Here is a 19,306-nt window from a genome sequence, read left to right as displayed (position 1 = left end):
CCGACCTCCAGTCAAGGTGGCCGGTGGCTCCGACGAGGCCATCACCTCGCGGCTGTGGACACCGCTGCTCGCCGCACCGGGTCTGGGGACGGGGTCCCGACTCGGCTAGAAGCCGCCGTCGGGCATCTCGAGCTCGGACTTGGCGAGCTCCTCGACGTTGACGTCCTTGAAGGTGACGACCCGCACCTGCTTGGCGAAGCGCGCGGGACGGTAGATGTCCCACACCCACGCGTCCTGCATCGTCACCTCGAAGTAGACCTCGGCTCCCTCGCCGCGGACCGTGACGTCGACGCTGTTGGCGAGGTAGAAGCGCCGCTCGGTCTCGACGACGTGGCTGAAGAGGTGCACCACGTCGCGGTACTCGCGATAGAGCGCGAGCTCCATCTCGGTCTCGTACTTCTCCAGGTCCTCAGAGCTCACCGGGACCTCCCTTCGCTCACCGTGCCGGCGAGCAGCTCGTGGCCCTCGCCCGGTCCGACCTCATCATCCCCCACGGCCTGCGGCACGACGGCCGCCACCCCCGGCAGGGACCACGAGCGGCGATGCTCCTCACTCGGCCCGTGGGCCGCGAGCGCGTCGAGATGGGCACTCGCGGAGTAGCCCTTGTTGTCGGCCCAGCCGTAGTGCGGGTGTGTCTGCGCGAGCTCGACCATGCGGGAGTCGCGCTCGACCTTGGCCAGCACGCTCGCCGCCGCAACCGAGCTGCACCGCATGTCAGCCTTGATCATCGTGCGCACCGGCGGCGTCGAGGCACCACCGGACAGCTCGGCGAAGAGCCCGACCTCCTCGGGGGCGGTGAGCCAGTCGTGGTTGCCGTCGAGCAGCACCAGGTCGGGGACGACGTCGATCCGGGCCAGGGCACGGCGCCCGGCGAGCCGCAGGGCGGCGATGATGCCGATCTCGTCGATCTCGGCCGGCAGCGCGTGGCCCACGGCGTGCGCGAGCGCCCAGCGCTGCAGCCGCGGGACCATCGCCTCACGCGCCGCGGGCGTGAGCAGCTTGGAGTCGCGCACACCGGCCGGCGCGGTGCGGCAGGTCTCGTCGATGACGACGACCCCGACGCTCACCGGCCCGGCGAGCGCACCGCGCCCCACCTCGTCCATGCCGGCGAGCACCCGGTGCCCGGCACGCTGCAGCTCGCGCTCGACGCGCAGGCTGGGCTTGCCGGAGAGGCCACGCCCGGAGCGGGGCCCGCGGCGAGCGGGCGTCACGACGTGTGCGGCTCGCGCGCGGGCGGGCCGAGCGAGCGGTTGCTGCCCGCGTCGGGGACCTCGGAGAAGACCTCGCTGTGGTCGCTCAGCGTCGTCATGCGGTCGAAGGGCCAGACGGTGACGACGGCACGACCGACGACGAGGTCGATCGGGACGGACCCCTTGTCGCCGGTGCCGCCAGGGTCGTGGAAGCGCGAGTCGCTCGAGTCGCTGCGGTTGTCACCCATGACCCACAGGCTCCCGCTCGGCACGGTGATGTTGAACTCCTGATCGCTCGCCTCGACCCCGGGCTTGAGGTAGGGCGACTCGTCGACCGGCTCGCCGTTGATGAGCAGGCGCCCCTCGGCGTCGCAGCACTGCACGTGGTCACCGGGCAGGCCGATGACCCGCTTGATGAGGTGCCCCTCGGAGGTGTCGGGGAGCAGGCCGACGAACATCAGCGCGTCACGCACCCCGTCGAGCACCGGCCCGCGGCTCGTCTCGGGGGTCGGGCTGAGCCAGTCGCCCGGGTCCTCGAAGACGACGATGTCGCCGCGCTTGATGTCGAAGGGACCCGGCGTGAGCTTGGAGACGACGACCCGGTCGCCGACGAGGAGGGTGTCCTGCATCGACTCGCTGGGGATGAAGAAGGCCTGGACGAGGAAGGTCTTGACGATGAAGGACAGGGTCAGGGCCATCGCCAGCACGACGACGATCTCCTTGACCGCCGCGCCGAGCCGGGCGCCGAAGCCGCGCTCGTTGGTCGTCCGCTCGTCCCGGGCCCGCTCCCGCTCGGCGTCCTCGGCCTCTGCGTGGGCCGAATCAGGATCGTGTGCCACAGGTCTCTTCCTCTACCGCGCCCCGGGTTCGGGCGTCATCCGCTCCAGTATTGCTGCTCGACGCCCGCTTCGGCGCATCCGTGACCACCGTGTCCCGGCAACCGGTCGCTCACGCGGCGTGGTCCCCGAAGCCACCGATCCGGTCCAGCGGCCAGTAGCGCCAAGCCACGTGGCCGACGACGTCGTCGACGGGGACCATGCCACCGCCGGGGTCACCGAGGTGGGCACGGGAGTCGGCGGAGTCGTCGCGGTTGTCGCCGAGGACGAAGAGGCGCCCCTGCGGGACGGTGACGTCGAAGGGGGTGTCGCAGGCGGTCGTCCCCGGCTCCAGCCAGGGCTCGTCGACGGGTTGGCCGTCGACCTGCAGACCGTCCTCGGGCGTGCACGTCACCCGGTCTCCCCCGACCCCGGCGACCCGCTTGAGGAAGTCCTGCTCGCCCAGGTCGATCGACAGGGTCGAGGCGATCGCGGACAGGGTGCGCCCGATGACCCCGTCGGAGGCGAAGGGGGTGCGGTCGGCGGCCGCGAAGGTGTCGGTGCCGTCGAAGACGATGACGTCACCGCGCTCCACCTCGCCCGCGCCGATCTTGGTGACGACGACCCGGTCGCCGGGCATGATCGTCGGCTCCATCGACCCGCTCGGGACGTGGAAGGACTGCATGACGAAGGCTCGCAGCAGCACGACGAGCAGCACGGCGATGCCGATCTCGAGCAGGAGCCGGCGGGCCGGACACGCGTCGACCCCCGCCGGGTCTCCGGCGGGGGTCGAGGCGCTGGTGTCCTGGGTGGGCTCGGTCGACATCGGGGTCAGCCTAGAGCCCGCGGCAGGGCAAGGGTCAGCTCGCGGGGGTCTCGCGACGCTCGCGGATGCGGGCCGCCTTGCCGCGCAGGTTGCGCAGGTAGTACAGCTTCGCGCGGCGGACGTCACCACGGGTGGCGACCTCGATCTTCTCGATGACCGGCGTGTGGAGCGGGAAGGTGCGCTCGACACCGACGCCGAAGGAGACCTTGCGGACGGTGAAGGTCTCGCCCACGCCGCCGCCGTGGCGGCGGATGACGACGCCCTGGAAGACCTGGACACGAGAACGGTTGCCCTCGATGACCTTGACGTGGACCTTGAGGGTGTCGCCGGCCCGGAACTCGGGGATGTCGTCCCGCAGGGACGCCTTGTCGATCTCGTCGAAACGCTGCATGGCGCTGTCGCTTTCTTGCGGACGCCACAGGTCGTCCGCCCTCGTCAGTACTGTGTGAGGTGTCGCGCCCACCGCCGCGTGCAGCGGGTGACGATGCCTGTCGGCCTCGTCGCTCCCGGCACTCCCCCTGTGGCAGGGGCGGTGTCCATGAGCGCGATGTCCAAGTCTGCCAGAGGGAGCGCGTGACCAGAAATCGACCGACCGCCGACGAGGCGACGTCCGTCGGCGGCACGCGCCTCGGCCGTGCCGTCGGTGCCGTGCTCACCGTGACCCTCCTCGCGCCGGCGACTGCCGTCCTCACCTCGCGGCTGCGCGGGCTCATCGACCTCGAGGCCGGGCTCGGGGCGCAGTGCGGTGGCATCGACGCCCTCGGCCCGGCCCTGCGGACCAGCCTGCCCGTGGTCTTCCTCGTGCTGGCGATCCCGGTCGCCCTGCTCTCCCTGGGTCACCGGGCGCGTGGGTGGGTCTGGCTGCTCGCGGCCCTCGTGGGCACCGCCGCGCTCGAGGTCGCCCTGCGCGTCTGGCTCCCGGCCTGCCTGTGACCCCTCCCCTCGTGACGAAGGGGGTGACTCACCTGCGCACGGGACGGCTGAGGTCGACCGTGCCCGGGCCCTCCCCGGGGCCGCACACGCGGTACCCGGCCTTCTTGTACAGCCGCAGCAGACGCGACTGGTCGGCCCCGGTGTTGAGCCAGTAGGTCCGCACGTCGGCCGGGGCGAGGGCCTCTGCGTGCGCGAGCAGCGCCCGCCCCAGCCCCCGTCCCTGCAGATCGGGCGCGACCATGAGGCGCCCGATCTGCCAGGTCGTCGGCTCCTGCGGGTCGCGCCGCACCCGGACCGACCCGACGAGACGCCCCTGCGAGCGGAAGAGGTGCGTCGTCCAGTGCTCGAGGTTGTCGGCGACGGTCGCGGCGTCCTCGGCGGGCGCGCCCCACCAGTGCTGCTCGGGCGTGACCATCTCGATCCAGCAGGCCTTCTGCAGCACGGTCAGCTCCGCGGCATCCGCCCGGGTGGCGACCGAGTGCTCGAGCCCGGCGAGCTCCTCCGTCGTCGCCGCCACGTGCAGCAGGTCGGGACGACGGGCGGCGGTACGAGCGAGCCGCTGCTCGTGACGCCACTGCGCGATGGCCGCGTGGTTGCCCCCGAGGAGGACGTCGGGCACGGTGCGCTCGACCCCGTCACCGCCGTCCCACACCGCGGGCTTGGTGTAGATCGGGTACTCGAGCAGACCCCCTTCGTGCGACTCCTCGACGAGCGACTCGGCGTTGCCGACGACGCCGGGCAGGAGCCGACCGATGGCCTCGACCATCGCCAGGACGGCGACCTCGCCGCCGTTGAGCACGTAGTCGCCGAGCGAGACCACCCGCACGGGCATCCGCTCGGCCGCCCACTCGTAGACCCGCTCGTCGATGCCCTCGTAGCGGCCGCAGGCAAAGGCCAGCCAGGGCGCCTGCGCGAGCTCGCGCGCGGTCGCCTGGGTGAAGCGCTCACCGCCGGGCCCGGGCACGACGAGCACCGGCGCCGGGCCGGTCGTCTCGTCCGCCGAGTCGAGGACGTGAGTAAGGGCCTCGCTCCACGGCTGCGGCTTCATGACCATGCCCGCTCCCCCGCCGTAGGGGGTGTCGTCGACGGTGCGGTGCCGGTCGTGGGCGAAGTCGCGCAGGTCGTGGACCCGCAGGTCGATGATCCCCTCGCGACGGGCCTTGCCGATGAGCGAGATGTCGAGGGCCGCGAGGTAGTCGGGGAAGATCGAGACGGCGTCGATGCGCACGGCTCACTCCCCCTTCGCGTCGATGTCGAGCAGACCGGGGGGCGCGTCGACGACGAGTCGGCCGGCCTCGGGGTCGACCTCCGGGACGAGCGCCTCGACGAAGGGGACGAGCGCCTCGCTGCCGTCGGGTCGCCGCAGTCGCAGCCGGTCCTGGGCGGCGCCGAGCTCGAGCGCGACCACCTCGCCGACCGTGGTGCCGTCGGGCGCGAACGCGGTCAGGCCCACGAGGTCCGCCTCGTACCAGCCCTCGTCGTCGGCTGTCGGGTCTGGCTCGTCGGCCGACAGCACGAGCCGGGTCCCGCGCAGCGACTCGGCGCCCGTGCGGTCGGGGATCTCCTCGAACCCGAGCAGCCAGATGCCGCGGTGCACCCGCGTCGTCGCCAGGGTGAGGCGACGCGGCACGCCAGACCCGGGCTCGGCCCGGGTCTCGAAGACGGCGCCGGGCACCAGCCGGCTCTCGGGGTCGTCCGTGTGCAGCTGGACGGTCACCTCGCCGCGCAGCGCGTGGGGCTTGCCGATGCGGGCGACGACGTGGCCCTGCGTGGAAGTCATGCCGGACAAGATATGTACCCGCGCCCCGACATGGCGAATGGCCGCCACCCCGCAGGGTGACGGCCATCCGTCATGACGTGGGCGCTGCCCTCAGCGCTCGCGGTCGGTGTCGACGATGTCGATCCGCACGTTTTCCCCGCCGGAGAGCGCACCGAGGACGGTGCGCAACGCGGAGGCGGTGCGGCCGGAGCGGCCGATGACGCGACCCAGGTCGTCGGGGTGCACGCGCACCTCGAGGATCTGGCCGCGACGCAGCTGCTTGCTCCGGACGACGACGTCGTCCTTGTGGTCGACGATGCCGGTGACCAGGTGCTCGAGCGCCTCGTCGAGCATGTCAGGCCTCGGTGGTGGTCTCGGCCTCGGCCGGGGTCTCCTCGGCGGGGGCCTCGGCAGCCTCGGCCTCGGCCTTCTCCGCAGCGGCCTTCTCCTCGGCAGCCTTCTTGTCGGCGGCCTCCTTGTCGGCCTTCTTCTTCGCGGTGATGGCCTCGTGCTCCGCGCCCTCCTTGTCGGAGGAGGCGAGGGCGGCCTCGTAGAGGTCCTTCTTGGAGGTCTTGGGCTCCTTGACCTTGAGGGTGCCCTCGGCGCCGGCCTCACCCTTGAACTTCTGCCAGTCACCGGTGACCTTGAGCAGGGCGGCGACGGCCTCGGTGGGCTGGGCGCCCTGGGAGAGCCAGTACTGCGCGCGCTCGCTGTCGATGTCGATGACCGAGGGCTCCTCGGTGGGGTGGTACTTGCCGATCTCCTCGATCGCCCGGCCGTCCCGCTTGGCACGGGAGTCCATGATGACGACGCGGTAGAAGGGGGCGCGGATCTTGCCCATCCGCTTGAGACGAATCTTGACGGCCACGGTGCGTGGTCTCCTTCGAGTTCATGAGCACGGCGAGACCGTGCGCGGATCGCACGGGGTATCGAGCTCGGGGTGTAGGCATCCGGCGCACGCAGGAGAGATCCCCGGCGCGGACGGGTACGAAGGGGGATTCTTCCACGAGGAGTCACCCCCGGCAAAAACCGGTCAGCGGTTCTCCCAGGCCCCGGGGGCCGCCACCGCCTCGGTGACCGCGTCGGGGAAGTCACCGGTCAGCACGTCGGCGAGGCTCGTGCCGTCGAGGACGGAGCGCACGCTCGAGCGCACGGCCACCCAGACGGTGCGCAGGTGGGTCGCCGCCCCCTCGTAGCTCGTCGCCTGCGGCCGCTCCCCGCGAACCTCGGCGAGCGGGCCGTCGACGGCGCGGATGACATCACCGACGGTGATGTCGGCGGAGGCCCGGGCGAGGAGGTAGCCGCCGTTGGCGCCCATGCGGCTGGAGACGAGCCCCGAGCGGCGCAGGTCGGCGAGGATCGCCTCGAGGAACTTGCGCGGCAGCTCCTGCTCCGCAGCCAGCCGGACGACGGAGACGGGTGTCCCCCCTTCGCCCGAGGCGGCCAGGGTGAGCATCGCGCGGACGGCGTAGTCCGATCGGGCCGAGATGTCCATGCCCCCAGTATCGCCGCTCGCCCACCGACGCCCGGACCACACCCTGAGACATAACTGACCGTTACTTGACCCATAAGCGAGCCGTAGGTAAAACTCCCTCTAGTCCCATGGGAGATGCCCTGACTTCCCGGGCCGTCGCACACTCCTCACGGAAAGAGTCCTCCGTATGCGCAAGCTCGTCCTCCTGGCCGTCGTCGGCCTCCTCGCCCAGCTCGTCGACGGATCGCTCGGCATGGCCTACGGCGTCACGACGACCACCCTGCTCCTGGCCATCGGCACCAACCCCGTCGCCGCCTCCGCCACGGTCCACCTCGCCGAGATCGGCACGACGCTCGTCTCGGGCGCCTCGCACTGGCGCTTCGGCAACGTCGACTGGCCGGTCGTGCTCAAGATCGGCGTCCCCGGCGCGGTCGGCGCCTTCGCCGGCGCGACCTTCCTCGCCAGCCTCGACACGTCGACGGCCAAGCCGATCATGTCCGGCATCCTGCTGGCCCTGGGTCTCTACGTCCTGCTGCGCTTCACCTTCAAGGGCCTGCGCAAGGACCGCCTCGGCACCCCGCTGCGCAAGCGCTTCCTCGCTCCTCTGGGGCTCTTCGGTGGCTTCGTCGACGCGACCGGTGGCGGTGGCTGGGGTCCCGTCGGCACCCCGGCGATCCTCGCCAGCGGCCGCCTGGAGCCGCGCAAGGTCATCGGCTCCATCGACACCAGCGAGTTCCTCATCTCCCTCTCCGCGAGCATCGGCTTCCTCGCCGCGCTCGGCTCCCAGGGGATCAACTTCTCGTGGGTGGCCATGCTGCTGCTCGGTGGCGTCATCGCCGCTCCGATCGCCGCGTGGCTCGTGCGCACCATCCCCCCGCGCGTCCTCGGGTCCGCCGTCGGCGGGATCATCGTCCTCACCAACTCCAAGACGATCCTCGAGAGCGTCGGCGTCACCGGCGCCCCCACCGTGACCGCCTACGTCCTGATCCTCGCCCTGTGGATCGGTGCCGTGGCCTGGAGCGTCCGCGCCCACCGTGCGGAGGTCGCCGCCGACGCGGCAGCCACCGACGGCGAGACCGAGCGCGAGCTCGTCGGCGAGCCGGCCTGACCCCCGCCCGCCGACCCCACGGGTCGAAGGGGGTCAGCGACCGCCCACGCGAGCGCCCCGCAGGATGACGTGTGCCGGTGTGCCGCAGGCGCGCACGTCCTCGCGGGGGTCGTCGGCGAGGACGACGAGGTCGGCGTCCTCGCCCTCGGCGATGGCGGGGTGGCCCAGCCAGTCACGGGAGCGCCACGTGCCGGCCGCCAGGGCCTCGCGGGTGGAGAAGCCCGCGCGGGTGAGCAGCTCCATCTCCTGCGCGACGAGGCCGTGCGGCAGCGAGCCCCCGGCGTCGGTGCCGACGAAGACGTCGATGCCGGCGTCGTGCGCCGCGGCGATCGTCTCGAAGCGCCGTTCGTGCAGCTGCAGCATGTGCCGGTGGTAGTCGGGGAACTTCTCCGCGGCGGGGGCCGCGATCTGCGGGAAGGTCTCGATGTTGACCAGGGTCGGCACGATGGCGATGCCCTGCGCAGCGAAGGTCGAGATCGTCTCCGGCACCAGCCCCGTGGCGTGCTCGATGCAGTCGGTGCCCGCGGCGGCGAAGTCGGCGAGCGACTCCTCGCCGAAGCAGTGGGCGGTCACCCGCGCCCCCTCCTCGTGGGCGGCGGCGATCGCCTCGACGAGCACCTCGCTGGGCCAGCAGGGAGCGAGGTCGCCGACTCCGCGGTCGATCCAGTCGCCGACGAGCTTGACCCAGCCGTCGCCGGCACGGGCCTCGGCCCGCACACGCGAGACGAGCTGCTCGGGCTCGACCTCGTGCGCGTAGTTGCGGATGTAGCGCTTGGTCCGGGCGATGTGCCGGCCGGCGCGGATGATCTTGGGCAGGTCGTCGCGCTCGTCGATCCAGCGGGTGTCGGCCGGGGAGCCGGCGTCACGGATGAGCAGCGTCCCGGCGTCGCGGTCGGTGAGCGCCTGCTGCTCGCTCGTCGCCTCGTCGGCCGCCCCGTGGGCGTCGAGACCGACGTGGCAGTGCGCGTCGACGAAGCCCGGCAGGACGTAGCCGGTCACCGTCTCGACGTCACCGCTGGTCGGCGGCGTGAAGGAGACCTTGCCGTCGATGACCCACAGCTCGGGCACGCTCTCCTGCTCGGAGACCAGCACCTCGCCCTTGACGTGCAGCACATCAGCCATGACCCGAGGCTAGCCCGAGATCGCCTCGTCGATCGGAGTCTCCCCGTCGTGGAACTCGATGGTGCGCCGCACGGTGCCGTTGGCCTCGAGGGTCGCCGCGATCACCCGGGCGACATTGGCTCGCGAGACCTGACCGCTCCCCTCCCGGCCGACCTGGATCTTGCCGGTCGGCGGGTCAAGGGTCAGGTTGCTCGGCCCGAGGATGGTCCAGTCGAGGTCGGTGCCGCGCAGGTGCTCGTCGGCCGCGGCCTTGGACTCGGCATATGCGTAGAAGGGGTCGCTCGGGTCGACGCCGTGGTCGGGCCCGGCGCCGCAGTAGCTCAGCATGACGTAGCGCCGCACGCCGGCCTGTCGCGCGGCCTCCATCGAGCGGATCGCCGCGTCCTGGTCCACGGCCCGGGTGCGCTCGGGGTCTCCCCCGCCGGCGCCGGCGGACCACACGACCGCGTCGTGGCCCGCGAGGACCTCGGCGATGCCGTCGGTGTCGAGCATCTCGACATCGGCGACGTGCGGGGTCGCCCCTGCCGCCTCGACGTCGGCGGCGTGATCGGGGTTGCGGATGACGGAGGTCACCGAGTGCCCGAGTTCGGCGAGGATCGGGGTGAGCAGCAGGGCCACCTTGCCGTGGCCACCGATGACGACGATGCGGGACATGATCAGGTCCTCTCGGTCGAGGTGCCCGGCGGGTCCGCCGGACCCCTCTACTCCATCACACTCCGGCGTCCGCGTGACGAGGTGATGAGCGTCCGCAGCGCCTGGAGCGTCACCTCGGGCGCCTCGGAGTGCACCCAGTGCCCGACACCCTTGACGGTCACGAGCCGCACCCGGGGGAAGAGCCGTCGCATCTCGGCGAGGTCGTCGTCGGTGACGTAGAGCGATCGCTCGCCGGCGAGCCACAGCACCGTCTTGTCGAAGGGGGCGAGACCCGCCACCTCTTCGGTGGGCCAGCCGCCGATGGTGGCGATGTCGCGGCCGATCACCTCGAGGTTGGGCTGCCAGCGCCAGCCGTCGCCCTCCCGGCGCAGGTTCTGCAGGAGGAAGGCCCGCACCCCTGGATCGGGTGCGGCCTCGCGCATCGACGCGTCGGCCTGCTCACGGGTGGTGATGCTGCCGAGGTCCATCGCCTGCATCGCGGCGATGTACGTCTCGAACTCGCTGAAGCTCGTCGTCGCGGCCGGCGAGATGTCGACGACGCACAGCCGGTCGACGAGCTCGGGGTGGCGCAGGGCCACGAGCATGGCGATCTTGCCGCCCATGGAGTGCCCGACGACGATCCACGGCTCGGTGTCGTCGATCGCACGAAGGGAGTCGGCGACGAGGTCGGCCGCCCCGGCGTAGTCGAAGCGCTCGGTCCACGGCGAGCGCCCGTGGTCAGGCATGTCGAGCAGCGTCGGGCGGCAGATGTCCGCCAGGCCCTTGGCGATCTGGGTCCAGTTGCGGCCCTGCCCGAAAAGGCCGTGGCAGAAGGCGACCCGGGGACCGGACTCCCCCGAGGTCACGGCGTGCAGCATCGGCGTGCTCATGCTGGGCTCAGCTGCCCCCGCCCAGGAACTTGTCGAAACCCTTCGGCAGCTGGCTCGGGTCGAGGTCGGCCGGGAGGCCGCCCGGTCCGCCCTGGGCACCGCCGGCACCGGCGCCGCCACCGAAGGAGGACCCGGCAGGCCCGCGGCCCGCAGCCCGCTCGGCCGCCTCGCGCTCCTGCTGGGCGCGCTTGGCGGGATTGCCGGACTTGCCCTTCTTCTTCGGCTGCTTGGTCTGCTTCTTGCGGCCCCCGCCGCCCATGCCGGGGACGCCGGGCATGCCCGGCATGCCGCCTCCGCGGGCCATCTGCTTCATCATCTTCTGCGCCTCGGTGAAGCGCTCGAGCAGCTGGTTGACCTCGGAGACCGTGACGCCCGAGCCCTTGGCGATGCGCGAGCGGCGCGAGCCGTTGATCTGCTTGGGGTGGGTGCGCTCGAAGGGGGTCATCGAGCGGACCATCGCCTCGACCCGGTCGAACTCCCGCTCGTCGAGGGCGTCGAGCTGGGCCGACATCTGGCCCATGCCCGGCATCATCTTGAGCATCGACTTCAGCGAGCCCATCCGCTTGATCGCGGACATCTGCTGGAGGAAGTCGTCGAAGGTGAAGTCCTCCTCGGCGAGGAACTTGCGCTGCATCTCCTCGGCCTCGCCACGCTCGAAGGCGCGCTCGGCCTGCTCGATGAGCGTGAGGACGTCACCCATGTCGAGGATCCGACCGGCCATGCGGTCGGGGTGGAAGACCTCGATGTCCTTGGTCTGCTCGCCGGTGGAGGCGAACATGATCGGCCGCCCCGTCGTGCCCGCGACGGACAGCGCGGCACCACCTCGGGCGTCACCGTCGAGCTTCGACAGGACGACACCGGTGAAGTCGACGCCCTCGGCGAAGGCACGCGCGGTCTCGACCGCGGCCTGGCCGATCATCGAGTCGATGACGAAGAGGACCTCGTCGGGCTCGATCGCGGCGCGGATGTCGGCGGCCTGCTGCATCAGCTCGGCGTCGACGGCGAGACGGCCGGCGGTGTCGACGATGACGACGTCGTGCTGCTGGGCCTGCGCGTGCGCGATGCCGGCGCGGCTCACGCCGACCGGGTCACCGAAGGAGCGGGTGCCCTCCCCCGACTCGAGGACCGCGTCGTGGCCGCCGGTGTTGCCGCGCTCGGGCGCGAAGACCGGGACCCCGGCACGCTGACCGGTCACCTCGAGCTGGGTGACGGCATTGGGGCGCTGCAGGTCGGCCGCAACGAGCAGCGGGGTGTGCCCCTGCTCCTTGAGCCAGGCGCCCAGCTTGCCGGCGAAGGTCGTCTTGCCGGAGCCCTGGAGGCCCGCGAGCATGATGACCGTCGGCGGCCGCTTGGCGAACTGGATCGTGCGGGTGTTGCCACCGAGGATCGTCACGAGCTCGTCGTTGACGATCTTGATGACCTGCTGGGCGGGGTTGAGCGCCTGGCTCACCTCCGCGCCGGTGGCCCGCTCGCGGACGGCGGCGGTGAACTCCTTGACGACGGGCAGCGCCACATCGGCGTCGATGAGCGCCATGCGGATGTCACGGACGGTCTTGTTGACGTCGGACTCGGACAGGCGCCCCTTGCCGCGGAGGTTCTTGAAGGTCGCGGTCAGGCGGTCGGACAGGCTGGTGAACACCCGGCCAAGGCTATCTGCCCGCGGCGCTCCCTTCGTCCACCTCCCCGTCACACCCGTCGATGACGGCCGACACGGTCCGCGCCACGGCCGCCGGACCGAGCTCCCGACCGTCCCGATCGGTGACGTAGAAGGTGTCCAGGGTCTGCCCCGCGTGGGTCGAGATGTGCGCGGAGCGCACGCTGATCCCCTCGGCAGCGAGGACCAGACCGAGGTCGTGCAGCAGCCCGGGCCGGTCCTGGGAGCGGACCTCGATGACCGTCGCCCCGCTCCCGGCGCTGGGCAGCACGAAGGCCCGCGTGCCGCCGGCGGTCCCCGGACGCTCCGGGCCGCGGCGACGGCGCGCGAGCGAGCCGAGTGCCGCGCGGTCACCGGCCTCGAGCCGGGTCAGCCCGGCCGTGATCCGCAGCGGCTCCGGAGGGTCTCCCCCTGGCGACTCGACGAACCACTCGTCGACGGCGATGCCGTCGACCGTCGCCAGCCGGGCGCGGCGCACGGTCATGCCGTGGGCCGCGAGCAGGCCGGCGGTGTCGGCGAAGAGCCCCGTGCGGTCGCGGCCGTGAATCGTCAGCGTCCAGCCACCCGGCCCCGGGTCGACGCGCACGTGCGGCCGGCCGGCGACGACGTCGCCGAGGGCCTCCTCGTCGACCTGCGGGTCAGGGGCGAGCGGCGGCACCGGCGGCGCCACCCCGGTGAGCCGGTCGCGAACCTGCCCGGTCAGCGTGTCGAGCAGGCTGGCCCGCCAGTCGGTCCACGCGGTGGGGCCGGCGGCCCGGGCGTCGGCGACGGTGAGCGCCCGCAGCAGTTCGAAGGCCTGCGGGTCCTGGCCCACGAGGTCGCACACGGCGGCCGACGTCGCCGGGTCGGAGAGGTCACGGCGCGTGGCCATCTCGATGAGCGTCAGGTGCTCGCGCACGAGGAGCACGACGAGCTCACGGTCGGCGTCGGCCAGTCCCCAGCGCCGCAGGACGGTGTCGGCGATGTCGGCACCGGTGCGGGAGTGGTCGCGGGCCCCGGCGATCTTGCCGATGTCGTGGAGGAGCGCAGCGAGGAGCAGCAGGTCCGGGCGGGCGACGTCGCGGGCGAGCGCCGTGGCCTGCGCGACGGTCTCGAGCAGGTGCCGGTCGACGGTGTGCCGGTGCACGGGGTTGTGCTGCGGGCGGCACCGCACAGCGGCCCACTCCGGCAGCCAGCGCTCGACGACGCCGACCTGGTCGAGCCCCTCCCAGACGGCCTCGAGCCCGGGCCCGGCGGCGAGCAGGTCGGTGAGCAGGTCGCGGGACTGACGGTCCCACGGTGTCGGCAGGTCCGGGCAGTCGGCGAGGTTGGTCAGGGTCTGCGGCGCGAGCGGCAGGCGGTGGCGTGCGGCGACGACACCGGCGCGAAGGGGGAGGGTCGGCTCGACGCCGACGAGCCGGGTCGTACCGAGGACGGCCTCGCCGTCGTGCGCGAAGAGTCCGTGCCCGAGCGGGGTCATCGACGGGCGGCGCGGGCCGACCCGCAGGACGCGGGCACGCTGGCTCTGACCGGCACGGCGCATCGTCGACTCGAGGGCCCAGGCGATGGTGCGGGCGCTGCTCGAGACGCTCGTGAGCAGCTCGTCGGCGTCGGCGTGGCCGAGCAGTGCGGCGACGGCGTCGTGCTCCTCGCGCAGCAGCCGGTCGCGACCGCGCCCGCTCACGACGTGCAGGGCGTCACGCACATCGAGCAGCCGGGTCAGGGCCGGTCCGACGGCACCGTGCGGTCGGTCGGTGAGCCAGGCCCGGGTGAGGGCGTCGAGCACGGTGACGTCCCGCAGGCCGCCGAGGGCCTCCTTGAGGTCCGGCTCGATCTGCTGGCTGAGGTCGCCGTGCCGGTGGTGGCGGGCGCGCACGGACTCGACGAACTGCGGTAGCCGGGTGCGGGCACCCGAGCGCCAGTCGTGGGAGACGGTGGAGCGCACCCCCGCGACGAGCTCCTCGTCGCCGGCGACGAGGGAGAGGTCGAGCAGGCCGACCGCCGCTGACAGGTCCTCCCGGGCGACGCTGCGGCACTCGGCCGCGGAGCGGACCGAGTGGTCGAGCGCCAGCCCGGAGTCCCAGATCGGGTACCAGAGCCGGTCGGCCATGGCCGTGAGGTCGTCGGCGCGGATGCTGCGGCCGTCGTGGACGAGGACGAGGTCGAGGTCGCTGAGCGGGCCGGACCAGCCACGCCCCAGGGAGCCCACCGCGGCGAGCGCGATGCCGGGGCGCTCCCCCACGGCGTCGAGGTGGAGATCGGTCAGCCAGCTGCGGGTCGCCTCGCTGATCGCGGCGCGGCGGGCCTCGCCGGCACCCGGGAGCGTGAACTCCCGGGTGCCGGCGAGATCGAGCCGCGCGGATCGCATGTCGCTTCCGGTGCGGGTCATGGTGTCCGAGGCTCAGATCGCCTCGACTCCCTTCTCCCCGGTGCGCACGCGCACGACGTCGTCGATGGGGGTGACCCAGACCTTGCCGTCACCGATCCGACCGGTGCGGGCCGCCGAGACGACGACGCCGACGACGGACTCGGCGTCGATGTCCTCGACGAGGACCTCGAGGCGGATCTTCGGGACGAAGTCGACGGTGTACTCGGCCCCGCGGTAGACCTCGCTGTGGCCGCGCTGGCGGCCGTAGCCGCTCGCCTCGCTCACGGTCATGCCGGTGATGCCGAAGGACTCGAGGGCCTCCTTGACGTCGTCGATCTGGTGCGGCTTGATGATGGCGGTGACGAGCTTCATGCCCGGACCTCGCTTTCGGTGACCGTCGCGGCGGTGGTGGGGAGGGTGCTGCTGAGGACGGAGCGGGCACGGCTGGCGCCGACTCCACCCAGGTCGTAGCCGGACTCGGCGTGCTCGGCGGCGTCGATGCCGGACACCTCGTCCTCCTCGGTGATCCGCCAGCCCATCGTCGCCTTGAGGGCGATGGCGATGACATAGGTGAGGACCGCGGAGATCACCAGGCTGATGAGCGCGACGACGATCTGCAGGAGCGTCTGGTCGAAGCCGTCTCCGTAGAGGAGCCCGCCGTCCGTGGCGAGGAGGCCGGCACCGACGGTGCCCCAGAGGCCGGCGACGAGGTGCACGCCGACGACGTCGAGCGAGTCGTCGTAGCCGAAGCGGAACTTCAGGCCGACGGCGAGGGCGGCCAGGGCACCGGCGACGGCACCGAGGACCAGCGAGCCAACCGGCGAGAGGGCGCCGCAGGCCGGGGTGATGGCGACCAGACCGGCGACGACACCGGAGGCTGCGCCGACCGAGGTCGCGTGGCCGTCACGCAGCTTCTCCACGAGCAGCCAGCCAAGGATCGCGGCCGCGGTCGCAGCGGTGGTGTTGACCCAGACGAGGCTGGCGACACCGTCCGCGGCCAGCTCGGAGCCGGCGTTGAAGCCGAACCAGCCGAACCACAGCAGACCGGCACCGATCATCACGAGCGGGACATTGTGCGGCCGCATCGCGGTCTTGCCGAAGCCCAGGCGCTTGCCGACGACGAGCGCCAGGACAAGGCCGGCGATACCGGCGTTGATGTGGACGACGGTGCCGCCGGCGAAGTCGATGGGCGCGACGTCCGCTGCACCGTTCGAGCTGCCGAACATCCACGACGCGACGCTCCGCTCGGCGCCGGAGAGCAGGCCGCCGCCCCAGACCATGTGGGCGATCGGGAAGTAGACGGCCGTCAGCCAGATGGCGACGAAGACCAACCAGGTGGAGAACTTCGCCCGGTCGGCGATGGCCCCGCTGATGAGCGCGACCGTGATGATCGCGAAGGTCAGCTGGAAGCCGGCGAAGAGGACCTCGGGGATGAAGACGTCGGCACCGAAGACGTCGATGACCGGCATGCCGTCGGCCCCGACCGTCCCGGTGACACCCTCGACCGTGCTGGCGACGCCGCGCAGGCCGAACTTGTCGAAGGGGTTGGCGAGGACGCCGCCGATGTCGGACCCGCCGAAGGACATCGAGTAGCCCCACAGGACGTAGACGACACCGGCCACGCCCATGGCGCCGAAGCTCATCATCATCATGTTGAGCACGGACTTGGCCCGGGTCATGCCGCCGTAGAAGAGGGCCAGGCCCGGAGTCATCAGGAGCACGAGGGCTGCGCAGATGATCATGAAGGCCGTCGCGGCCGGGTCGATCGATGGTGGGGTCGCCGCAAGGGGCGTGATGGCTGGACTCATGGGTGGAAGACTCCTGCGCCGCAGTTTCACCACGGCGTGCGAGATGTTTCGGTGGTGTTTCCCCTCACCCGCCCGCGTTAATCCTCTGTGTCGCGAGCGGGTGCGTCCCACGGAGTGGGACGATCGGTCCATGCGTCCGATCCTCGTCTTCGACGGCGACTGTGGCATGTGCACCACGTGCGCCGACCTCGTGCAGCGTCGCCTGCGCCGCTCCCCCGACGACTACGACGTCGCCCCGAGCCAGCGGCTGGACCTCCCTTCGCTCGGCCTGACGCAGGAGCAGTGCGACGAGGCCCTGCAGTGGGTGGCCGCCGACGGGCGGACCAGCTCGGGGCACGACGCGGTGGCCGACCTCCTCGCCGCCTCCCGGTGGTGGGTCCGGCCGGTGGCGCTGCTGCTGCGCCTGCCCGGTCTGCACGCGCTGGCAGGTGTTGGATACCGTTGGGTTGCAGGACACAGACAGGTATTTCCGGGGGGAACGCCGGCATGCAGCCTCCCGGCGCATCGCGAGCAGGGAGAGTCATGACGCAGCCCCCCACCCCTCCGGGACAGCCCGGTCCGCACCAGCAGCCCTACGGGCAGCAGCAGCCCTACGGCCAGCAGCCCGGTTACGGCCAGCAGCCCTACGGTCAGCAGGCGACCAACCCCTACGGCGGTCAGCCCGGCGGCCCCGGCGGCACTCCCCCGGCCAAGGGCGGCGTCCCCGTGTGGGCCTGGGTCGTCGGCGCCATCGGCCTCGTGCTCGCCCTCGTCTGCGCCGGCGGCATCGGCCTGGTCGCCCTCAACGACAGTGACGAGGAGACGACGACCGCGTCGTCGACCGAGGACCCCACCACCGAGGACCCGACCACCGAGCCCACGACGACGACCGAGCCGACGACGACCACCGAGCCGACGACGCCCTCGTCGACGTACACGCCGCCCTCCTCGACGACGCAGTCGGTCCCGCCGGCCCCCTCCGGCACGCCCAACACGAGCAGCAAGCACCAGCTGAGCGCCGACGAGCTCGAGGGCCAGATCGCGCGCGGCATGAGCCAGTACGGCCACACCAAGTCCGACATCAACTGCGTCGGCGGGATCGTCCTCATCGAGGGCCGCACCGCCACGTGCACCGCGCCCGTCCCGGGCGACTCCAGCCGCACCTCGACGGTCAACGTCAAGGTCGCCTGGGCGGTCAACACCTCGACCCAGCTGCGCTACTACCTGACCTTCAACCAGCGCACCTGATCCGTGCCGCCGGGTGCCGTCAGGGCCCGGTGGGCAGATCGAAGGGGGCGCGAGCGGGTCAGCCGACGATCGCGTCGACGAAGGCCTCGGGCACGAAGGGGGCCAGGTCGTCGGGTCCCTCACCGAGGCCGACGAGCTTGACCGGGACGCCGAGCGTGCGCTGCACGGCGACGACGATGCCGCCCTTGGCGGTGCCGTCGAGCTTGGTGAGTACGACGCCGGTGACGTCGACCGCCTCGGCGAAGACCTTGGCCTGGGCCAGGCCGTTCTGGCCCGTCGTCGCGTCGAGGACGAGCAGGACCTCGTCGATGGGGGTCTGCTTCTCGATGACCCGCTTGACCTTGGACAGCTCGTCCATGAGGCCAACCTTGTTGTGGAGCCGGCCGGCCGTGTCGATGATCACCGCATCGGACTCCATCTCGGCCGCGGCCTTGACCGCGTCGAAGGCGACGGCCGCCGGGTCCGCCCCCTCGCGGTCGCTGCGGATCGTGGGCACGCCGACGCGGGCACCCCAGGTCTCGAGCTGGTCGGCAGCGGCCGCGCGGAAGGTGTCGGCCGCACCGAGCACGACGTCGCGGTCGTTGGCGACGAGGACGCGCGCCAGCTTGCCGACGGTCGTCGTCTTGCCGGTGCCGTTGACGCCCACGACGAGGATGCACGCGGGGCGACCGTCGACGCGCGAGGCCGCCAGGCCGCGGTCCATCGTCGGGTCGACGAGCTGGAGGAGGTCGGCGTAGAGCCAGTCCTTGGCCACCTCGGGGTCGGTCGTGCCGTCGACGGAGACGTGGTTGCGCAGCGAGTCGACGAGCTCGGTCGTCGGCTCCATGCCCAGGTCGGCGACGAGCAGGGTGTCCTCGACCTCCTCCCAGTCCTCCTCGGAGAGCTTGCCCTGCGACAGCAGCGCGAGCAGACCCTTGCCGATGGCGCCGTTGGAGCGGGCCAGGCGGCTGCGCAGCGCGCGCATCCGGTCGCGGGTGGGTGCGGGGGTGTCGAGCTCCGGCTCGGGCTCGGCGGGGGCCGGCTCCGCGACCTCCGGATCGGTGGTCTCCGCCTCGGTGGTCTCCGGCTCGGCCGGGGCCGGCGGCTCGTCGGTCTCGTCCTGCGGGGTGACGGGCGGGACGGTGCGCGACCGCTCGACGTCTGCGTCGGACTCCACGGGGGTGAAGTCCTCGGCCGGTGCGCTCTCGTCCGGCGTCTCGGTGACCGGCTTCTCCGCGGCAGGCTTCGCCACAGGGGTCTCATCGGCCGGGGGCTGCTCCCCCTTCGCCTCGGCCGGCGGAGCCTGCGGCTGGGCGTGCTCGCTCGGCCGGTCGAGGACGATCGTGCCGCTGCGGTGGTCGGTCGTGCCCTTGGGCCGCTCCGGCGGTCGCTGCTGCGGCGGCAGCTCCTTGGTCGTGCCGCGGCCGCCGCGCAGGAGCCCGACGGCGAGCCCGCCGAGGAGGACCAGCAGCCCGACGGCGACGACGATGTACTCGGTCAGCGTTTCGATACCCATCACCCGGTCATCTTCTCAGGGTGAG

Annotated in this window: 22 protein-coding genes; 4 read left to right on the top strand and 18 right to left on the bottom strand. The window is 72.2% G+C overall.

What is annotated here, in order from left to right:
• Positions 1–105: 105 nt before the first annotated feature.
• From NYE39_RS16180 to rplS, 5 genes are all read right to left on the bottom strand, one after another.
• Positions 106–420, bottom strand: coding sequence for a DUF2469 domain-containing protein (locus NYE39_RS16180; RefSeq protein ID WP_072624137.1), 315 nt, complete (start codon positions 418–420; stop codon positions 106–108).
• Positions 417–1,211, bottom strand: a complete 795-nt coding sequence (locus NYE39_RS16175; protein ID WP_341013292.1) for a ribonuclease HII — start codon at positions 1,209–1,211, stop codon at positions 417–419. Before NYE39_RS16175 ends, NYE39_RS16180 begins: the two co-directional genes overlap by 4 nt.
• Positions 1,208–2,029 (bottom strand): signal peptidase I, encoded by an 822-nt coding sequence (lepB, locus tag NYE39_RS16170; protein WP_341013291.1) that lies wholly within the window; start codon positions 2,027–2,029, stop codon positions 1,208–1,210. Before lepB (NYE39_RS16170) ends, NYE39_RS16175 begins: the two co-directional genes overlap by 4 nt.
• Positions 2,030–2,138: 109 nt before the next feature.
• The gene (lepB, locus tag NYE39_RS16165; protein ID WP_341013289.1) at positions 2,139–2,831 is read right to left on the bottom strand and encodes a signal peptidase I; all 693 of its coding nucleotides are present in this window, start codon (positions 2,829–2,831) and stop codon (positions 2,139–2,141) included.
• 34 nt (positions 2,832–2,865) lie between these two features.
• Positions 2,866–3,222: a 50S ribosomal protein L19 gene (gene rplS, locus NYE39_RS16160; protein ID WP_341013288.1), complete on the bottom strand. Its 357-nt coding sequence runs from the start codon at positions 3,220–3,222 to the stop codon at positions 2,866–2,868.
• A gap of 182 nt (positions 3,223–3,404) precedes the next feature.
• On the opposite strand from rplS, the gene NYE39_RS16155 reads away from it, so the two are divergent.
• A complete protein-coding gene (locus NYE39_RS16155) occupies positions 3,405–3,764 on the top strand; it encodes a hypothetical protein (protein WP_341013287.1) in 360 nt (119 codons plus the stop codon).
• Between the two features lie 28 nt (positions 3,765–3,792).
• Here NYE39_RS16155 and trmD read toward each other — a convergent pair whose 3' ends face one another.
• The 5 genes from trmD to NYE39_RS16130 form a co-directional block, all read right to left on the bottom strand.
• The gene (gene trmD / locus NYE39_RS16150) at positions 3,793–4,992 is read right to left on the bottom strand and encodes a tRNA (guanosine(37)-N1)-methyltransferase TrmD (RefSeq protein ID WP_341013286.1); all 1,200 of its coding nucleotides are present in this window, start codon (positions 4,990–4,992) and stop codon (positions 3,793–3,795) included.
• 3 nt (positions 4,993–4,995) lie between these two features.
• Positions 4,996–5,544: a ribosome maturation factor RimM gene (rimM, locus tag NYE39_RS16145; RefSeq protein ID WP_192911712.1), complete on the bottom strand. Its 549-nt coding sequence runs from the start codon at positions 5,542–5,544 to the stop codon at positions 4,996–4,998.
• A 90-nt stretch (positions 5,545–5,634) separates the two neighbouring features.
• Complete coding sequence (locus NYE39_RS16140) at positions 5,635–5,877, bottom strand: RNA-binding protein (protein ID WP_072624131.1); 243 nt, start codon at positions 5,875–5,877, stop codon at positions 5,635–5,637.
• Position 5,878: 1 nt separating this feature from the next.
• The gene (gene rpsP / locus NYE39_RS16135; RefSeq protein ID WP_072624130.1) at positions 5,879–6,391 is read right to left on the bottom strand and encodes a 30S ribosomal protein S16; all 513 of its coding nucleotides are present in this window, start codon (positions 6,389–6,391) and stop codon (positions 5,879–5,881) included.
• Between the two features lie 165 nt (positions 6,392–6,556).
• Complete coding sequence (locus NYE39_RS16130; RefSeq protein WP_072624129.1) at positions 6,557–7,018, bottom strand: RrF2 family transcriptional regulator; 462 nt, start codon at positions 7,016–7,018, stop codon at positions 6,557–6,559.
• A 166-nt stretch (positions 7,019–7,184) separates the two neighbouring features.
• Between NYE39_RS16130 and NYE39_RS16125 the strand changes: the two genes are divergently transcribed.
• Positions 7,185–8,105 carry a sulfite exporter TauE/SafE family protein gene (locus NYE39_RS16125; protein WP_341013285.1) on the top strand — a complete coding sequence of 307 codons (921 nt, stop codon included), beginning with the start codon at positions 7,185–7,187 and terminating at the stop codon, positions 8,103–8,105.
• Between the two features lie 33 nt (positions 8,106–8,138).
• Here NYE39_RS16125 and NYE39_RS16120 read toward each other — a convergent pair whose 3' ends face one another.
• From NYE39_RS16120 to NYE39_RS16090, 7 genes are read right to left on the bottom strand one after another with little or no spacing between them, the layout of a single operon-like run.
• On the bottom strand, positions 8,139–9,227 hold the full coding sequence (locus tag NYE39_RS16120) for an amidohydrolase family protein (protein ID WP_341013284.1): 1,089 nt from the start codon (positions 9,225–9,227) through the stop codon (positions 8,139–8,141).
• A gap of 9 nt (positions 9,228–9,236) precedes the next feature.
• The gene (locus NYE39_RS16115; RefSeq protein ID WP_341013283.1) at positions 9,237–9,881 is read right to left on the bottom strand and encodes an SDR family oxidoreductase; all 645 of its coding nucleotides are present in this window, start codon (positions 9,879–9,881) and stop codon (positions 9,237–9,239) included.
• Between the two features lie 47 nt (positions 9,882–9,928).
• Positions 9,929–10,750 (bottom strand): alpha/beta fold hydrolase, encoded by an 822-nt coding sequence (locus tag NYE39_RS16110; protein WP_341013282.1) that lies wholly within the window; start codon positions 10,748–10,750, stop codon positions 9,929–9,931.
• Between the two features lie 7 nt (positions 10,751–10,757).
• A complete protein-coding gene (gene ffh, locus NYE39_RS16105) occupies positions 10,758–12,389 on the bottom strand; it encodes a signal recognition particle protein (protein WP_072624124.1) in 1,632 nt (543 codons plus the stop codon).
• 10 nt (positions 12,390–12,399) lie between these two features.
• Entirely contained in the window at positions 12,400–14,772 is a 2,373-nt protein-coding gene (locus NYE39_RS16100) for a [protein-PII] uridylyltransferase (RefSeq protein WP_341013281.1), read from the bottom strand.
• 12 nt (positions 14,773–14,784) lie between these two features.
• On the bottom strand, positions 14,785–15,123 hold the full coding sequence (locus tag NYE39_RS16095; protein ID WP_007927419.1) for a P-II family nitrogen regulator: 339 nt from the start codon (positions 15,121–15,123) through the stop codon (positions 14,785–14,787).
• On the bottom strand, positions 15,120–16,559 hold the full coding sequence (locus NYE39_RS16090; RefSeq protein WP_072624122.1) for an ammonium transporter: 1,440 nt from the start codon (positions 16,557–16,559) through the stop codon (positions 15,120–15,122). The genes NYE39_RS16095 and NYE39_RS16090 overlap by 4 nt, the downstream gene beginning before the upstream one ends.
• A gap of 130 nt (positions 16,560–16,689) precedes the next feature.
• On the opposite strand from NYE39_RS16090, the gene NYE39_RS16085 reads away from it, so the two are divergent.
• Positions 16,690–17,085: a thiol-disulfide oxidoreductase DCC family protein gene (locus NYE39_RS16085; RefSeq protein WP_072624121.1), complete on the top strand. Its 396-nt coding sequence runs from the start codon at positions 16,690–16,692 to the stop codon at positions 17,083–17,085.
• Positions 17,082–17,786, top strand: a complete 705-nt coding sequence (locus NYE39_RS16080) for a DUF4333 domain-containing protein (RefSeq protein ID WP_341013280.1) — start codon at positions 17,082–17,084, stop codon at positions 17,784–17,786. The genes NYE39_RS16085 and NYE39_RS16080 overlap by 4 nt, the downstream gene beginning before the upstream one ends.
• Before the next feature lie 58 nt (positions 17,787–17,844).
• Here NYE39_RS16080 and ftsY read toward each other — a convergent pair whose 3' ends face one another.
• Positions 17,845–19,281 carry a signal recognition particle-docking protein FtsY gene (ftsY, locus tag NYE39_RS16075; RefSeq protein ID WP_192911706.1) on the bottom strand — a complete coding sequence of 479 codons (1,437 nt, stop codon included), beginning with the start codon at positions 19,279–19,281 and terminating at the stop codon, positions 17,845–17,847.
• Positions 19,282–19,306 lie beyond the last annotated feature (25 nt).

The sequence above is a fragment of the Janibacter sp. FSL W8-0316 genome, assembly GCF_038004165.1.
GTDB classification, from domain to species: Bacteria; Actinomycetota; Actinomycetes; order Actinomycetales; family Dermatophilaceae; genus Janibacter; species Janibacter indicus.
Note: the sequence above shows the minus strand (reverse complement) of the source record. Positions and strands in the feature narration are given on the sequence as shown.

Excerpts from the sequence above, each read along its gene's own strand:
- NYE39_RS16095 (WP_007927419.1), bottom strand. The coding sequence starts at position 15,123 with ATGAAGCTCGTCACCGCCATCATCAAGCCGCACCAGATCGACGACGTC.
- NYE39_RS16130 (WP_072624129.1), bottom strand. The coding sequence starts at position 7,018 with ATGGACATCTCGGCCCGATCGGACTACGCCGTCCGCGCGATGCTCACC.
- NYE39_RS16100 (WP_341013281.1), bottom strand. The coding sequence starts at position 14,772 with ATGACCCGCACCGGAAGCGACATGCGATCCGCGCGGCTCGATCTCGCC.
- NYE39_RS16115 (WP_341013283.1), bottom strand. The coding sequence starts at position 9,881 with ATGTCCCGCATCGTCGTCATCGGTGGCCACGGCAAGGTGGCCCTGCTG.
- NYE39_RS16080 (WP_341013280.1), top strand. The coding sequence starts at position 17,082 with ATGACGCAGCCCCCCACCCCTCCGGGACAGCCCGGTCCGCACCAGCAG.
- NYE39_RS16140 (WP_072624131.1), bottom strand. The coding sequence starts at position 5,877 with ATGCTCGACGAGGCGCTCGAGCACCTGGTCACCGGCATCGTCGACCAC.
- lepB (WP_341013289.1), bottom strand. The coding sequence starts at position 2,831 with ATGTCGACCGAGCCCACCCAGGACACCAGCGCCTCGACCCCCGCCGGA.
- NYE39_RS16110 (WP_341013282.1), bottom strand. The coding sequence starts at position 10,750 with ATGAGCACGCCGATGCTGCACGCCGTGACCTCGGGGGAGTCCGGTCCC.
- rimM (WP_192911712.1), bottom strand. The coding sequence starts at position 5,544 with ATGACTTCCACGCAGGGCCACGTCGTCGCCCGCATCGGCAAGCCCCAC.
- NYE39_RS16085 (WP_072624121.1), top strand. The coding sequence starts at position 16,690 with ATGCGTCCGATCCTCGTCTTCGACGGCGACTGTGGCATGTGCACCACG.
- NYE39_RS16090 (WP_072624122.1), bottom strand. The coding sequence starts at position 16,559 with ATGAGTCCAGCCATCACGCCCCTTGCGGCGACCCCACCATCGATCGAC.
- rplS (WP_341013288.1), bottom strand. The coding sequence starts at position 3,222 with ATGCAGCGTTTCGACGAGATCGACAAGGCGTCCCTGCGGGACGACATC.
- NYE39_RS16125 (WP_341013285.1), top strand. The coding sequence starts at position 7,185 with ATGCGCAAGCTCGTCCTCCTGGCCGTCGTCGGCCTCCTCGCCCAGCTC.
- NYE39_RS16120 (WP_341013284.1), bottom strand. The coding sequence starts at position 9,227 with ATGGCTGATGTGCTGCACGTCAAGGGCGAGGTGCTGGTCTCCGAGCAG.
- ftsY (WP_192911706.1), bottom strand. The coding sequence starts at position 19,281 with ATGGGTATCGAAACGCTGACCGAGTACATCGTCGTCGCCGTCGGGCTG.